The organism is Nitrosomonas ureae (genome assembly GCF_900108305.1).
Classification (GTDB): Bacteria; Pseudomonadota; Gammaproteobacteria; order Burkholderiales; family Nitrosomonadaceae; genus Nitrosomonas; species Nitrosomonas ureae_B.
Window position 1 is genome coordinate 1 of record NZ_FNUX01000014.1, and the last position, 14,386, is coordinate 14,386.

The window sequence follows — 14,386 nt, forward strand, 5'->3', positions numbered from 1 at the left end:
TTAATGCACCAGTACCATCAGGGTGCACTTTGATGCTGGTGCTATCCATCGAAACGGCTTCAATTTTGATGCGAATGATTTGTTGTTGCTGCAACCGCTCAAAAACTTTTTGAAGCACGCCACTTTTTGCCCATCGATTCATTCGAGTGTAGATGGTGTGCCAATTGCCGAAGCGCTTGGGTAGTCCACTCCACTTGCAACCATGCTCGGTAACATACAGAATAGCATTGAGAATTTGTAGATTGGAATGACTGACATTGCCACGTTGGCGCGGCATACAGTGTTCGATCTGTTGATATTGGCTTTCGGTGATTTACATCACCGCATTATATCAAATAGTGTTAACAGGCCCTAGATAGTGTAGTCACGAGATATCAGTTCGGAGGGCAATGCATCTGATTTGCACGGCGGCGAGGAAGGATGAGGTGTTTTTGGCGTATCTTGTGGCAGTGCCGCGCCAGCGTTTCAGATGGAGGAAGGTATTTTCAACGAGGCGACGCAGTTTGTAGAGACATTTATCATAAGGTTTTTGCGTTATGATAGTCAATGTGACGTATTCTCCCTAATCAAGAAAAAGACGAACTCAAAGACAGTAACTTTTTTTATTACAAGCGAATGATAGCATGCGTATGCTTTTTGTAGCAGGTCACATCACCCCACCAAGAAATTACGCATCATCCCCATATCTTCATGCTCCAGATTATGGCAGTGATAAAGAAATAAACCGGTGTGATCATTGAATGGCTTGATGATTTCTACTTCTTCCCCTGGCAGTACCAGCACGGTGTCCTTCCAGCCGCTATTGATGAATCCATCCTTAACGGTGTCATATGCGCTGCTTTGCGGATTGGCTTGAGTGCGTGATACGATTTGAAACTGCTGGCCGTGAATGTGAATCGGGTGTGGCTGAGACATCATCATACTCATGCCACCTCGGCCACCGCGCATGCCGCCGCCCATTCTTCCCATACCCATACCGGATTCGTGAAATATCCTGATTTTCTGTAAGCTATTGACCGGGATTTTTTCTATTTCCTGATAGTTTTCCATCTCAAAAGTTCTACCATTCAACTGGAACGACATATGACGCATGCCGATTGCGATGGGTACGGTTTTATCCGGCTGAGTTACATTGGATGTCGTCCAGCGCCGCATTGGGATTAATCGATCCGGTAACTGAGGCGAATCGCCCGTGCGTTCGGCGATTTTGAAGGTCGCAATCGATAGTGCTTCATGCTGCCCTGCCTGCCCCATCATGCCCATTCTGCCTCGGCCGCCCATTCCCTCCATGTGTGATGCGGAGATGTGATACGGCAAACTTTGCAATGTTAAGTCAGAACCCACTTTGCGGTCGCTGAAATCGATCCATAATTCAACCCGCTCGGCGGGTGCAAGCATAATGTAAGGGAATGTTTCAGGTGTTGGCAGTAGTCCGCCGTCGGTGCCGATTGCTGTCAGCGGTGTACCGTCATTCCATCCCAATTTATAAATTCTGGCGTTCGATGCATTTAAAATTCTCAACCGATAAGCTCTGGTCTTGACCGGAATCACATTGTTTTTCTGACCATTGATCAAAATAGTATCGCCCAAAAAGCCTTGCATGCGTTGATGCATGCCCAGCATATAACGCAATTGATTGCCCTGCGTAAAGCTGCGATCCTGAATGATCAGCGGCAAATCATATTCTCTGCTGGGCAATTCCAGTCTTCGTTCCGCTTCATCGGTTACGGTAATCAACCCGGCCAGGCCTTGGTAAACCTGCGTGCCGGTCAATTCGTGGGTATGGGGATGGTACCAGTTGGTGCCCGCTGGATTATCTACCTCGAACTCATAAACATACTGTTCACCCTGATCGATGGCGTACATCGGATGACCATCCATCACCTGCGGCACATGCATGCCATGCCAATGGGTGATGCAAGGCTCCGGTAATTGGTTGCGAAAATATATCCGGACTTTCTGGCCACGTTCGAAATTCAGGATTGGACCCAAATAACCCGGTAATTCCTTCAGCGCGGTTTGCGGACCGTTGAGCACTGTTCCGCTGTATGTCAAAACATGCGTATGGGCGCCGGGAAGAATCGGCATATCAGCCGCTTGTGCTGTGAGTGTAATTTCAACATCGGCCTTAAAGGCACTATTGGCGGTTTTTCTCACCGAGCGGATTTCAGCCAGCGAGAAGCCGGGCATTGCGGCGGTTATTGCGCCTAACGCGGCATATTGCAGAAATTGCCGTCTTTGATAACTTATGCTGGCCATGAGAACTCTCCTATTAACCATTCAAACACACGCTTGATAAATTTGACAGCCGATAACGAAATTAAACGTCAAACAACTTCTACGGCTGCTATTTCATAAACACAGGGAAATTCGGTTAACCAATTGATATAGTATTGATTCTTTTAATAAAATCTATATGAAGCTCACATGAAATCTCCCAAGCATGATTCTATTCCAAGGCAACCATAATTTCCAGCTATCCATCCGGTTGTTTTGTGCTTACCTATCATTCATTTTGTGAAACTTTGGGTTGCGATAAAATCAGCATCTCTTACCCCATGTTTTGTAAGCATGAATCCCAATAAGGCGCTCCCTCGAATCGCTGAATCAGAAAATCGACAAATGCCCGAACACGCTGGGAAAGATGACGGGTCTGTGGGTATATGGCATAGGCAGAGAGTTGTGAGGATTTGTACTGAGTCAGTAGCGGTATCAACGTACCGCGTTCGATTTCCTTATATACGATAAATGCCGGCATCAGTATAATGCCCGCTCCCTCGACAGCGGCATCGCGAAGAAATTCGCCATTACTGGCTTTTAAATAGGGCACTATTTTTGTTCTGATCGGTTGACCTTCGGTATCGTACAAATTCCAGTTTTCAAAATTATTGATCAAGTTGTAAGCCAAACATCGGTGATGGATGAGTTCTTCCAGTGACTGGGGCTTCCCCATGCGTTCAAGATAAGACGGGCTTGCGCACATAATGGATTGAATAGGGGCGAGACGGCGGGCAATCAGACTGGAATCCGGCAGGCTGGCTATACGGATTGCCAGATCGAAGCCTTCGATCAATATATCAACTTGACGATCATTAAAATCCAGGTCAAATGTGATTTCAGGATGAGCCTGCAAAAATTCGCTGATGGCGGGTCCCAGATGCATCAGACCAAAACTCAGCGGCACAGCCACTTTCAAGTTGCCTTTTAAGGCACCGTGAAATTGCGAGGTGGCATGTTCTGCTTCGAGGACATCGGCAAGAATGCGTACAGATTGTTGATAAAAAGCGCGCCCGCTGTCGGTCAAATTCATCTGCCTCGTTGTGCGATGAAATAATTCTACGCCGAGATGCTCTTCGAGTTCTTTCAAACGCCGGCTAATCACCGACTTTGCCACATTCATGCGATCCGCAGCGCCGCTGATACTGCCGATTTCAACGACGCGCACAAATGCATTCATATTTTCAAATCGATCCATTTTAGTTTTATTGTTGCTTATATGAGAACAGTATATTTATATAATTGCTGTTTATTCTTATTATAGCAACCATGATAATGCTTTCTGAACGACAGCATAATAATTTTTACCGCAAAGGAGAAATAATGAATTCTTCACGCATCATTCCTGCAGTGGCAGTTCCGGAGGGTGCCGGAGTTACTGTGTACCGGACGATCGGCACGCCGGTACTGCGCGATTATGATCCATTCCTGCTACTGGATCATATCAGCAGCGATAATCCGGATGATTATATTGCCGGGTTTCCGTCACATCCCCATCGGGGATTTATTACCTTTACATATATCATCGATGGCCATATGGCGCATCAAGACAATATGGGTAACAGCGGTGATCTGGGGCCCGGTTCTGCACAATGGATGAAGGCTGCCAGCGGCGTTATCCATTCTGAAATGCCGCAGCAGGAAAATGGCCTGTTGCGCGGATTTCAGCTGTGGATCAACCTGCCTGCAGCCAGCAAGATGGATCATCCCGAATATCAGGAATATTCTGCGGAAGCCTTTCCGGTCGTGGAGACTCCGGACTATACGTTGAAGGTTTTGATCGGCCGCTTTGCTGATACGCATGCGCCGATCATGGATAACATTACGGATGTGACTTATTTCGACGTGCAAGTACAGCCTGGAAAGCATTTTCAACATCATTTGCCGATCGGAAATAATAGTTTGCTTTATGTATTTGAAGGGAGCGGGCAGCTCAATGAACAAATCGTGCCGTCGCACTCCCTTGTTATCGTGGACACTGATGATCATTCGATTGACTTTATTGCAGGAAAAAAAGGAGCGCGATTTATCGTTATCAGTGGCAAACCGATTCATGAACCGATTGCGCGTTATGGTCCGTTTGTGATGAATACCCGGGAGCAACTTGATCAGGCCATGCGGGATTTTCAAACCAATGCTTTCGTGCGTGATCGTGCCTGGATCAAACACAATCGATGATATTGTCAATTAATTCCTAAGGAGATACAAATGAATAAAATCAGTCAATTGGTCGCACGGCTATTCCTGGGGCAGATCTTTTTAATTTCGGGACTTCAGAAAATCGGCGGATACGAAGGCACACAAGGGTATATGGAAGCGATGGGGGTGCCGGGTATGCTATTGCCATTGGTGATAGCGCTTGAAGTGGTGGGTGGTTTGGCCATTGTGGCAGGATGGCAAACCAAGCTGGCATCTATGGCATTGGCAGCATTTACTCTGGCGGCTGCGATGATTTTTCACAACAATTTTTCCGATCAAATTCAGATGATCATGTTTATGAAGAATATTGCGATCACTGGCGGATTCATGCTATTGATAGCTTATGGTGCGGGTGCGTATAGCATCGATGGTTATCGTATCAAATCTTAGATGACGGACTTAAAGAATTACCTGGACGAGTAATGACGGTTTTACTGCATTGATGGTTAATCAATGCAGTATTACTTACTTAACGGTCATAGTGTTCTCGACGGCAGTAACACCGCTAATACTGCGTGCAATCTCGACCGCGCGATCGATGTCGGCCTGGCTGCTGACGGAACCGCTGAGATGGACCGCACCTTTTATAGTCTCTACGCTGATCTCAAAAGTCTTTAGGGATGGGTCATTAAAAATTTCCGCTTTGACTTTTGTAGTGATAACAGCATCATCAATATATTCTCCCGCTTCACTGGCGTGGACGGATTGAATGCTCAAGAAAGAAACCAACAAAATTGATGAAATAAAAGCCAGGAATCGGCTGTTGAATTGCGTCATGATAAATTCTCCTGAATAAATTAGCTCAGATAAATATCCTAAGTCGTTTTATATTTCAATTTCTTATGGATATTCAAGTGGACGATTTTGTAACCCTTGCGTAAGGCTTACTTAACAATCGCAGTTAAATTATTACAAGAATTAATTACCGTGAATGTGCGCTAACACACTTATTGTCCCAGCATAGTTACTCCCCGAATTTAATAACCCCTTTTTTGTTTCAAAATTTTCCCCGTATTAATTTTTAGCTTGCAATTTCTCGCAATCTTGCTTTTTAGAGTTAGGGCGGGGTGGGCAGAACAAATTTTTTTGTACGGTGACGTACAGACGGAAACGATGATTAACCTGCACTATTACACTTCCTATTAACAATACCAAAGGATTAATATCATGATTAGAGAGAAAAAAGCAGCCTTGATATTTATAATGAGCGCGATTTTTGTATTAGTTAGCACCAGTATATCCGCACAATCGCCTCAGCCACAAAACAATATCAATCGGGATTCAATGGGAAGCTCGCAATCCGATTCGCTCTCACGTGATCTTTCACGTGATGGTTCTCAAGGCAATCCTAATAACCCTGCAATTGTTAATCCCAATGACCCTACAGGAGTAAATTCGAATATGCCTGGGTCACCGGGAGCGCCCTCAAGCAATCCGTCGGGAATGAATTCAAATGTTCCCTCCGGCACCAGCCCTAGCAACTCTTCCGGATCAAATTATTAGACCAAACTGTAATGAACTAATTGAACTTGTGGTTGGTTGAAGAAATTAGTTTCTGCGGATGCAGTCTCCCGCCCCTTAGGGCGGGTTCTTCATGAGAACAGGTGTTCTTAAGTGATGTGAGAAAAGTAATTTTTATGAGCTGTAAATAACTGGCGCGTGGTGTTTTTGAAGATAGCGCATCACTTCGAAGAATAAGCTAAACACGTGGTTAATTATTTAAAATAAAAGGGATTTTTGTAATGCATACATTTGGGAGACGATGCGTATGATTGGGGATCTGAGATGAAGCCACACTTTGCGGATTGGTTGGAGAGCTCTGCTGTATATTCGATATTCGAGCTGTTCAAACATACGCGGCAATATTCAGAAACGCTCATCAAAAATTTAAACGCAGAAGACTGCCAATTGCAATCCATGCCGGATGCCAGCCCTGTGAAATGGAATCTGGCTCATACCAGCTGGTTTTTCGAGATATTTTTACTGGCACCGCATTTACCCGGATACAAGATTTTTAATGAACATTTTCAGGTTTTATTCAACTCTTACTATAACGGTATAGGAGAGCAATTCACTCGCTCTTTGCGCGGTTTACTCGCGAGACCCAGCTTGCAGGAGATATTAAGTTATCGACATCATGTTGATAACTATATTGAAGACTTGTCTTCTCATTATGCTGAAATACCCCTTCATTTAAGTGAAATTTTGATGTTAGGTATTCATCACGAAAAGCAGCATCAGGAATTATTATTAATGGATATTAAGCACGCATTTTCGCTAAATCCAATGAATCCAATTTATTCATCAGCACTGGAAAATGCACCTCACAATAGCACAGTCTCACCTTTGGAATGGATTGATTTTGAAACAGGCATTTTTGAGATGGGTGCCAAAGATACAGGATTCTCTTTTGATAATGAGAGACCACGGCATGATCGGTTGATACAAAGTTTCAGATTAGCCTCCCGCTTGGTTACCAATAAGGAATATTTAGCATTTATAGAGGATCAAGGCTACGAGAATCCTCATTATTGGCTTTCTGATGGTTGGTTAAATGCTAAACAGAATGATCACAATGCGCCGCTTTATTGGACAAAAAAAGATGATGGCTGGTACGAATTTACACTGTCGGGTCCAGAACCGCTTGATTTGAATAAGCCGGTCTGTCACGTTAATTATTATGAGGCCAATGCTTTTGCTGCATGGGCACGCAAACGCTTACCTACCGAAGTGGAATGGGAATATGCAAGTCAATCAGAAAATATTTTCGGGAATTCCGGCGAACCTGCGTATTTACACCCCCGGGCAGCTCAAGGCGATGGGCTTTTGCAAATGACAACAGAAGCTTGGCAATGGACAGGTAGTGCTTACATGCCTTATCAAGGTTTTAAACCGTTTACGGATGTGGCAGGCGAGTATAACGGTAAGTTTATGGTAAACCAAATAGTGCTGCGCGGTGGGTCATGCTTGACGCCATCGCAGCATTTAAGAAGTAGTTATCGGAATTTTTATTATCCCCACCAATCCTGGATGATGAGTGGAATTCGTCTCGCAGAGGATGATTATGTCTGTCGTAATTGAAGAAACACTGACCCCTATCGCGGACCTCGATTTCTTGTCCGATGTCTATCAGGGACTGGATAGCGCGCCCAAGACTTTACCCTGTAAATATTTTTATGATGAGCAAGGTTCTTGGTTGTTTGAAAAAATAACTCAATTAAAAGAGTATTATCTAACTCACGTTGAGTTGGATATCTTGGATCATCATATCGAAGAAATTGCGTCACAGCTCGGACCGCATGCAATTATCATCGAGCCTGGTTGCGGAGCCGGACATAAAGTACAAAAAATACTCCATGCCATTGAGCAGCCCAAGGCTTTTATTCCATTTGAAATATCCGGGGAAATGCTGAGCTATTCAGTGAACAGATTAAGTGGCCTATTTCCGCATCTGGACATTCAGCCTTTAGAAGGCGATTTCACCAATGAAGAGGTTGTAAAGCAAATAGTCAGTAAAACAAACCTGGAAAATTCATCCAATGTGGTGTTTTTCCCGGGATCGACCTTAGGTAATTTTTCCCGGTCTGAGGCGGCCGATATTTTAAGAAATTTTAAAAGATTGAGCGGGAGCAATGGAAAAATATTGCTGGGGATTGATCTGATTAAGGATCGGGATGTGCTTATTCGGGCATATGATGATGCGGAAGGTATTACTGCCGAATTCAATAAAAATATACTGACCAGAATCAACACCGAGCTTAATGGAAATTTCGATGTTCAGAACGGTTTTAAACACAAAGCTATTTTCAATGAAGATAACAGCTGCATAGAAATGCATCTGGTTTCTTGTAAACCGCAAAGTGTTACGATAGCAGGGAGAGGTTTCGACTTCGAATCAATGGAGACCATTCATACTGAAAGTTCTTATAAGTATTCAATCGAGTCAATAACTTCCATCACCGATGAAGCAGGACTAGTATTGGAAAAATACTGGTGCGATAACAGAGATAGGTTCGCGTTGTGTCTATTATCGGTTTAATCGTTCGAATACATCGAGATAAAAATTATTCTATTGATCATGTTTCATTACGCGCTAAACGGATGCCGGAAAATTGCCAGCGTGTTTCTGCAGGAAAGAAATTCCGCATACTGGGACGAATGCGTTTTCTTGGCGTGATACAGGAGCCACCCCGTAAGACGTATTGATTTACCATAGACTCGCTATTATATTCGCCTACAGCTACATCCCAAATGTCGGATTTAGGCTTGTTACTGTTGGATTTTTTTGGATTGTAGCCAGGGTAGGGCGAGTAGCTTGATTGTGTCCATTCCCAGGCGGAACCGTAAAGTGCATTGATTTTAACGGTTTTACCGATGACCGTATGACGGGGATGGAAATAATTGTTATCCGCAAAGTCCCCTTCGATCTTTTGCCGGGATGCTGCATTTTCCCATTCCGCTTCGGTAGGCAGGCGTGCATCACACCATTGCGCAAATGCACTGGCCTCATAATACGATATATGAATCACGGGAAGATCCAAGTCGAGTGGAACAAGCCCATGAAGTGTGAATTCTTTCCATTCTCCAGCTTCATGGCGCCAATAAAGAGGATGGCTGCAATGGGCGGATTTGATCCAATTCCAACCTTCTGAAAACCAAAAGCACGGATTATCATAACCATTGTCTTCAATAAATTGCAGGTATTCTCCATTAGTGACCAAACGTGATGCCAGTTGATAGGGGTAAAGATACTGCTTGTGGCGTGGCGATTCATTGTCATAGCTAAAACCTTCTCCTTCATAGCCAATCTCTATTATACCGCCATCAAAACTATGCCAATCCAGTGGAACGGATATGCCTGAAGCAGTTGCGCTCAGGTTGATTTTCGGCTGGTAAATCGGGTTCAATGGGTTTTGCGATAGCAGGTGCTTAAGGTCTGCCAGCATGAGTTCCTGATGTTGAAGTTCATGATGAATCCCCAGCGTAATTATCATTTGTAGTCTTTCATCTTCGGTGACATGTTGCGATAGATGGCTCATGCGCTCATCAATGTTGTGACAATATTCGCGTGTTGCTTTCAAAGAGGGCCGGGTGAAGAAACCGCGTTTCGGGTCCGGATGCGGCACATTGGATGAATTGTAGGAACTGAACATCGTGAGAAACTCTTGCTGGAAAGGTTGGAATGCTGCCTCATAATGTTGCAGAACAAAAGCTTCAAAGAACCATGCGGCATGTCCCAAGTGCCATTTGACCGGACTCGCTTCCGCCAGGGATTGAACGCTGCAGTCTTCTTCAAACAGGGGTTCGATCAGTTCCAGAGTGCGGCTTCTTACCGCACTATATTCATCGATTAAGATTTTGATATCCATTTCTTAATTCCAGGAAAATGGGGATTGGCTTTTCCCCGATTAAGTTAAAAAATAGTGATATAGAAACCGAGTAAGTTCTTAGGTTCTTAGGTTCTTAGGTTCTTCACATATTAGTGGCTTCTACTTGACTTTAAGTTGGTTGTTAATCTGTTTCACATCGGGAAATTGCTGAATAATCGAGCTGGCCAATTGTCGTTGAGATTCTGTTTCGACGAACCCGCTTATTCTCACTGATCCATTAACTGTCTCGACATGTATGGCGGCGGCCTTCAATTCTTCCGCTTCAATCAGCTTTGCCTTTATTTTCATGGCTAGAATGATATCTTCACGGGGTGTTTCTTCTATCGAATCAGGATTAAAACCAGCGCAACTGGTCATGCTCACTATCATCAATAGATATCCCATAATCCCTACGTGACGCATGATGTAAATCATGCGCTTTTCATCGTTTCGTAAAAAATCAAAGAGCCTTCTTGCGAGCTTCATTTATTGCGCCTACCAGACCGCCACACCGTATATTTTCTTCTCCACCCGCTTTCTTATCTTCTTGTTCCTCTTGGATAAATGAATACAAACTCACAATCGGTGCAGAAGGCAATAATGCGAGTGAAGCTGCACCCCTGAGTATCGCGGAAGCGCCAGGGGTAAAGGTGGGTTTCTTGAAAGTGCCTGCTATATGGAGCGGTGCGCGCGCTGAGAAAATGCTCAAGTCCTTAGGCTTGGGATCAATAATCAGATCCAATTCCTCATTATTTAAGTCGATCATTCCTTGACTTAAGAATAGGGTGTCCTGAGTATCCACAATAAAATTATCCATATTCATAACACCGCCATTGATTGGAATATCCACATAAGCACAATTGATTTTGCCATCATCGTCTTTATCGAATAGCGCCACTAAGGCTTCGCCCATATCAAGTCCGGCTAGTTCAACCAGCAGATCATCCAATTGCCCGCCTGTCATTATCATCAATAATCCCCCATCAGCCGATGCCGACATTTCTGCAACGGAATTTCCTGTGAGCCAGAATATACCTTGACCGCCTATTAATCCGGCGCTGTCGTCAGCGATTTCAAAGCGACGTAAAATCTCGCCCAGTTGAACATGGCGTATTTCGGTTTCAATCTTGCTTTTGGCGGGTTGTGTTCTGGTGTCTAATTCAACACGTGTGCGGATATTCCCGGTGGCTACCCCAAAATTCAGGGGCGCAAGCTTCAAATGGCCATCATCTATGATTACCTGCATGAAGAGATCATCTACAGGCAGTTTTGATTTAACACGACGGCTATGTAAAGTAATGTCGGCATTTATAGCCTGCAATTTCTTATAATCGATCGGGTCATCAGGCAAAACAAAAGAGCTTATAGTTTCTTCTTTTGCTTTTTTCTTCTGAGCTGAGGATGCAGTTTCACCGGCACCCATATCGGGAGCAAGACCGATCAATGGTCCAATATCATCCAAATCTATTGTTTTAGATCTCAGATCAGCCTGTATAAAAGGTACTGTCTCGCTTAACTTCACACTGATCATTCCGGCAAGATCACTATCTCCTACTTGTCCATTCAGATTGCTGATTTGCCAGGTATGACCATGATGAGACAAATCACCTTCTAATCGATAAGGAGGTAAGCTGGGCATAGGCAATTCGAGGATGGGTGATAATAGTTCGGGGTTAGGGCCTTGTATTGCAAATTGCAAATCCAGACCTTTGAGCTGCAAAGGCTGTATTACAGTACCTTTGACTTTGACACGGGTTTTTCCGGTTTGTAAGCTTAAGGTTAGTGGATAAGGTATATCAGCTTCCCGCAATGCAACCAAAGGCCCCGCCTTTAAATTTATTTGCAGCGGATGTCCTTTCAGCTTTCCTTCGGCGTATAACTCGGTAAATTCTTCTTCGTACGCCGCTTCCTTAATGGTAGCCAAAGTTGTGATAATTTCTGTGTCAACTGAAAAATCCTGATAAACAAGGCGACCTTCCGTGATGCGCAAACGCTCAATAAGCGGAATATCTGTTTTGCTTTCCGGATCATGTGCATCCGCTGTAAATTCCCAATTAGGCTCTCCTTGCGGAGATTTCTGTAAAATTATATGAGGCCGGGTAAGGATAATTTCAGGAAATAACATACGGCCCTTGATCAATTCAATCAGATCGACACGCATATCCAATGCCGCCAGTTCGAGCATGTTAGGTTGGTTGCTCCAAGCTGCATTCTCAAACTGTATATTCTCAATTCTGATATGGGGTGTTAAAGACCAATCGACTGTCAAATTGCCGTTAATCGTAAAATCTCGGCCGGTCAAACCACTAATTTGCTGTGTAACGATTTCTCGCGCCCAATTCCAGTTTTGCACTGAGATTAACAATGCGAGTAAAAAAAATAGTGCGAAAAAAGAAATTCCAATCCATCTGACGGCATTCATTTTTATCACCTATTTTATGGCACGAATGGTGAGTTTATTTACCGGAATATTCATGACGTAATCTACAAAACGGGCTGTTCTGGATAAGAGCTCTGAATGCATCATTATTAAAAATGAGTAAGAATCTTTAGCGATCATTCGGAATGACAATTATCCTGACACTCTTAAAGTTGCTTCATATAGGCCACAAGATCGGATTTTTCCTCATCCGTCAGCTTAAGCTGCAATACCAGGTTAAAAAATTCAACCGTGTCTTCAAGGGTAAGCAGACGACCATCATGCAAATAGGGTGGACTGTCTTTAATGCCACGAAGCGTAAAAGTTTTCATTGGTCCATCGCCGGGTTCATTCAGAAAACGTTCAAGTTTTAAGTCATGCATTTGATTATCAAGGAAGGCAGGGGGTTGATGGCAATTGGCGCATTGTCCTTTTCCAAAGAAAATGTTTTCGCCTCTGATTTCTTTTTCAGTCGCTTTTGAGCGATTCAGCCGGCCATTGTTATCCAATTTTGGAGCGGGCGGAAAATCCAGCATGTTTTGAAACTGCGCCATGTGACTCACATGAATTCGATCAATCATGGGGAACCCTTTTTTCATTGCGTGTATGGGATCGCCATTGAAATAGGCGGTACGAAATTCAAACTCTGTAAAGTCTTCAATGGAGCGCAAGCTGCGTTTTGAACCATGAATTTGTTGACTATAGACGCCGCGCAAACTCGTGGTATCCAGTCGAACGCGCCGTTCCTGCGGACGCATATCGGGGCTTAAGTGAAATTGCCCTGTGGTATGGCCATTGACATGGCAATCAAAACAGGTCACACCAAGGCTGGGCTGGGCACTTTTACGGTCATCTGTAGGATTGAATTCTTCCTGCGGCAGGGGAGTAAGCAGCATTTGCAACCCGGTCAGTTGAACCGGGGTCAGTATATCTTTGAACAAACGATAGAAATTGTTGATGGAAACAACTTCACCGCGCGAAACATCCCCTAATTCAGGCCTGTTCTGAAGAAAAATAGCAGGCGGAAATTCTGGCAGAAAAGCTTCCGGCAAATCAAATTCAACGTCGAAACGTTCCAATCTCGGAAACATTGAAATTTGCATGGGAGGAAAGACCTGTCCGCCAGTTACCTGCTTGGGGTGTGGTAATGCGGGATAAGGAAAGAGATTATTATTGCGGATTTCTTCAGGAGACATGTCGGCTAGTTTTTGCCAGCTTATTTTGTTTTTCAGAATAGCAGTGGGGCCAACTGCAAGCGGCTTGCCACGAGTCATGGTTGCTTCCGGATCGAAACGTGGCGTGAGATCGTAACGGCTCAGCAGTAATTTGTGCTGGGCTTTACTGATTTCCGGCTGTTGCGCCATATCGGATTTCATCGTTTCCTCAAAGGTTTGCATAGGCTTTTTAGCATTGAGGGCATCCCGGTAAAAATCAAACCCGAGAATTTTTCCATTATCCGGTTGCTGCTGGAAGGCGCTTGAAGAAGGCAAAGCACTGGAAGCATCAAAAATATAAGAGCGGTCATGCTCACTTTTTTTCTGTTCTGGGCTGGGATGAATAGTCTGTGCATTCATTATTGCGTCATTCTTCCGCTCGGGTAATACGTTGTCACTTTTGCTTATGGCATTATTGATTCCCAAGCCAAGGCTGCTCATTCCCAGTACCGCTAAAAATAAAATATTTACTTTCTTCATATGAATCGCTCCACTATCAAGGCTTCAACTGAACATGAAGTAATCTTCATGTAAGATAAAACAACCATTAGTTCTGTTTTTTTATTCTTTCATTCCGCGGGAAATCCATCTGTACGAAACCGCACACTGATTTGATCTTTCAAAAAAAGAACAACGATATGAAGATTGTTGAGTGGGTACGCATAGAGCTGATTCTATTTGTGCTGCGTAAAGCCGTATCGCAATGATTATTTTCAACCTGGTGAAATAATTATAAAAATATGGAGAACTGAAGGGAAACGCCCCGATGCGCAGATAGAAGGGCTAGGGGAGATGCGCACCGGGGGTTCAGATCCAGTCATCCGGCTGGGCTAATGAGGCTTGCCCTGACTGGTGCGGTCGACTCATTAAAAAGAAGTATGAGTACTGTTGGTCATTTTAGATTATTT

13 protein-coding genes and 1 pseudogene are annotated in these 14,386 nt (G+C 44.1%); 5 read left to right on the top strand and 9 right to left on the bottom strand.

Features of this window, described 5'->3' with window-relative positions:
- From C4S39_RS08885 to C4S39_RS08900, 4 genes and pseudogenes are all read right to left on the bottom strand, one after another.
- Window positions 1-277 (bottom strand): transposase (locus C4S39_RS08885; RefSeq protein WP_258039367.1); only part of this gene is annotated, 277 nt, incomplete at its 3' end.
- Between the two features lie 87 nt (window positions 278-364).
- Window positions 365-523 (bottom strand): annotated as a pseudogene (locus tag C4S39_RS08890) (IS5/IS1182 family transposase); the annotation flags it as partial.
- A 128-nt stretch (window positions 524-651) separates the two neighbouring features.
- Window positions 652-2,259: a multicopper oxidase family protein gene (locus C4S39_RS08895; protein ID WP_103966671.1), complete on the bottom strand. Its 1,608-nt coding sequence runs from the start codon at window positions 2,257-2,259 to the stop codon at window positions 652-654.
- A gap of 292 nt (window positions 2,260-2,551) precedes the next feature.
- Window positions 2,552-3,475, bottom strand: coding sequence for a LysR family transcriptional regulator (locus C4S39_RS08900; protein WP_103966672.1), 924 nt, complete (start codon window positions 3,473-3,475; stop codon window positions 2,552-2,554).
- Window positions 3,476-3,600: 125 nt separating this feature from the next.
- Here C4S39_RS08900 and C4S39_RS08905 point away from each other — a divergent pair, with 125 nt between their 5' ends.
- The gene (locus C4S39_RS08905) at window positions 3,601-4,455 is read left to right on the top strand and encodes a pirin family protein (RefSeq protein WP_103966673.1); all 855 of its coding nucleotides are present in this window, start codon (window positions 3,601-3,603) and stop codon (window positions 4,453-4,455) included.
- Between the two features lie 30 nt (window positions 4,456-4,485).
- Window positions 4,486-4,866 (top strand): DoxX family protein, encoded by a 381-nt coding sequence (locus C4S39_RS08910; protein ID WP_103966674.1) that lies wholly within the window; start codon window positions 4,486-4,488, stop codon window positions 4,864-4,866.
- A gap of 75 nt (window positions 4,867-4,941) precedes the next feature.
- On the opposite strand, the gene C4S39_RS08915 is transcribed toward C4S39_RS08910, so the two are convergent.
- Complete coding sequence (locus C4S39_RS08915; protein WP_103966675.1) at window positions 4,942-5,253, bottom strand: BON domain-containing protein; 312 nt, start codon at window positions 5,251-5,253, stop codon at window positions 4,942-4,944.
- A 390-nt stretch (window positions 5,254-5,643) separates the two neighbouring features.
- Between C4S39_RS08915 and C4S39_RS08920 the strand changes: the two genes are divergently transcribed.
- The 3 genes from C4S39_RS08920 (at window position 5,644) to egtD (ending at window position 8,515) form a co-directional block, all read left to right on the top strand.
- Window positions 5,644-5,979 carry a hypothetical protein gene (locus C4S39_RS08920; protein ID WP_103966676.1) on the top strand — a complete coding sequence of 112 codons (336 nt, stop codon included), beginning with the start codon at window positions 5,644-5,646 and terminating at the stop codon, window positions 5,977-5,979.
- A 282-nt stretch (window positions 5,980-6,261) separates the two neighbouring features.
- Window positions 6,262-7,557: an ergothioneine biosynthesis protein EgtB gene (egtB, locus tag C4S39_RS08925; protein WP_258039368.1), complete on the top strand. Its 1,296-nt coding sequence runs from the start codon at window positions 6,262-6,264 to the stop codon at window positions 7,555-7,557.
- A complete protein-coding gene (gene egtD / locus C4S39_RS08930) occupies window positions 7,541-8,515 on the top strand; it encodes an L-histidine N(alpha)-methyltransferase (RefSeq protein ID WP_103966678.1) in 975 nt (324 codons plus the stop codon). Before egtB (C4S39_RS08925) ends, egtD begins: the two co-directional genes overlap by 17 nt.
- Before the next feature lie 37 nt (window positions 8,516-8,552).
- Here egtD and egtB (C4S39_RS08935) read toward each other — a convergent pair whose 3' ends face one another.
- From egtB (C4S39_RS08935) to C4S39_RS08950, 4 genes are all read right to left on the bottom strand, one after another.
- A complete protein-coding gene (egtB, locus tag C4S39_RS08935) occupies window positions 8,553-9,845 on the bottom strand; it encodes an ergothioneine biosynthesis protein EgtB (RefSeq protein WP_103966679.1) in 1,293 nt (430 codons plus the stop codon).
- A 120-nt stretch (window positions 9,846-9,965) separates the two neighbouring features.
- Window positions 9,966-10,331 carry a BON domain-containing protein gene (locus C4S39_RS08940; protein ID WP_103966680.1) on the bottom strand — a complete coding sequence of 122 codons (366 nt, stop codon included), beginning with the start codon at window positions 10,329-10,331 and terminating at the stop codon, window positions 9,966-9,968.
- Window positions 10,306-12,267 (bottom strand): AsmA family protein, encoded by a 1,962-nt coding sequence (locus tag C4S39_RS08945; RefSeq protein ID WP_103966681.1) that lies wholly within the window; start codon window positions 12,265-12,267, stop codon window positions 10,306-10,308. Before C4S39_RS08945 ends, C4S39_RS08940 begins: the two co-directional genes overlap by 26 nt.
- Window positions 12,268-12,431: 164 nt before the next feature.
- Window positions 12,432-13,958: a cytochrome B6 gene (locus tag C4S39_RS08950; protein ID WP_103966682.1), complete on the bottom strand. Its 1,527-nt coding sequence runs from the start codon at window positions 13,956-13,958 to the stop codon at window positions 12,432-12,434.
- Window positions 13,959-14,386: the final 428 nt, after the last annotated feature.

Coding starts and splice junctions, on each gene's coding strand:
- C4S39_RS08895 (WP_103966671.1), bottom strand. CDS start 2,259: ATGGCCAGCATAAGTTATCAAAGACGGCAATTTCTGCAATATGCCGCG.
- C4S39_RS08900 (WP_103966672.1), bottom strand. CDS start 3,475: ATGGATCGATTTGAAAATATGAATGCATTTGTGCGCGTCGTTGAAATC.
- C4S39_RS08905 (WP_103966673.1), top strand. CDS start 3,601: ATGAATTCTTCACGCATCATTCCTGCAGTGGCAGTTCCGGAGGGTGCC.
- C4S39_RS08910 (WP_103966674.1), top strand. CDS start 4,486: ATGAATAAAATCAGTCAATTGGTCGCACGGCTATTCCTGGGGCAGATC.
- C4S39_RS08915 (WP_103966675.1), bottom strand. CDS start 5,253: ATGACGCAATTCAACAGCCGATTCCTGGCTTTTATTTCATCAATTTTG.
- C4S39_RS08920 (WP_103966676.1), top strand. CDS start 5,644: ATGATTAGAGAGAAAAAAGCAGCCTTGATATTTATAATGAGCGCGATT.
- egtB (WP_258039368.1), top strand. CDS start 6,262: ATGAAGCCACACTTTGCGGATTGGTTGGAGAGCTCTGCTGTATATTCG.
- egtD (WP_103966678.1), top strand. CDS start 7,541: ATGTCTGTCGTAATTGAAGAAACACTGACCCCTATCGCGGACCTCGAT.
- egtB (WP_103966679.1), bottom strand. CDS start 9,845: ATGGATATCAAAATCTTAATCGATGAATATAGTGCGGTAAGAAGCCGC.
- C4S39_RS08940 (WP_103966680.1), bottom strand. CDS start 10,331: ATGAAGCTCGCAAGAAGGCTCTTTGATTTTTTACGAAACGATGAAAAG.
- C4S39_RS08945 (WP_103966681.1), bottom strand. CDS start 12,267: ATGAATGCCGTCAGATGGATTGGAATTTCTTTTTTCGCACTATTTTTT.
- C4S39_RS08950 (WP_103966682.1), bottom strand. CDS start 13,958: ATGAAGAAAGTAAATATTTTATTTTTAGCGGTACTGGGAATGAGCAGC.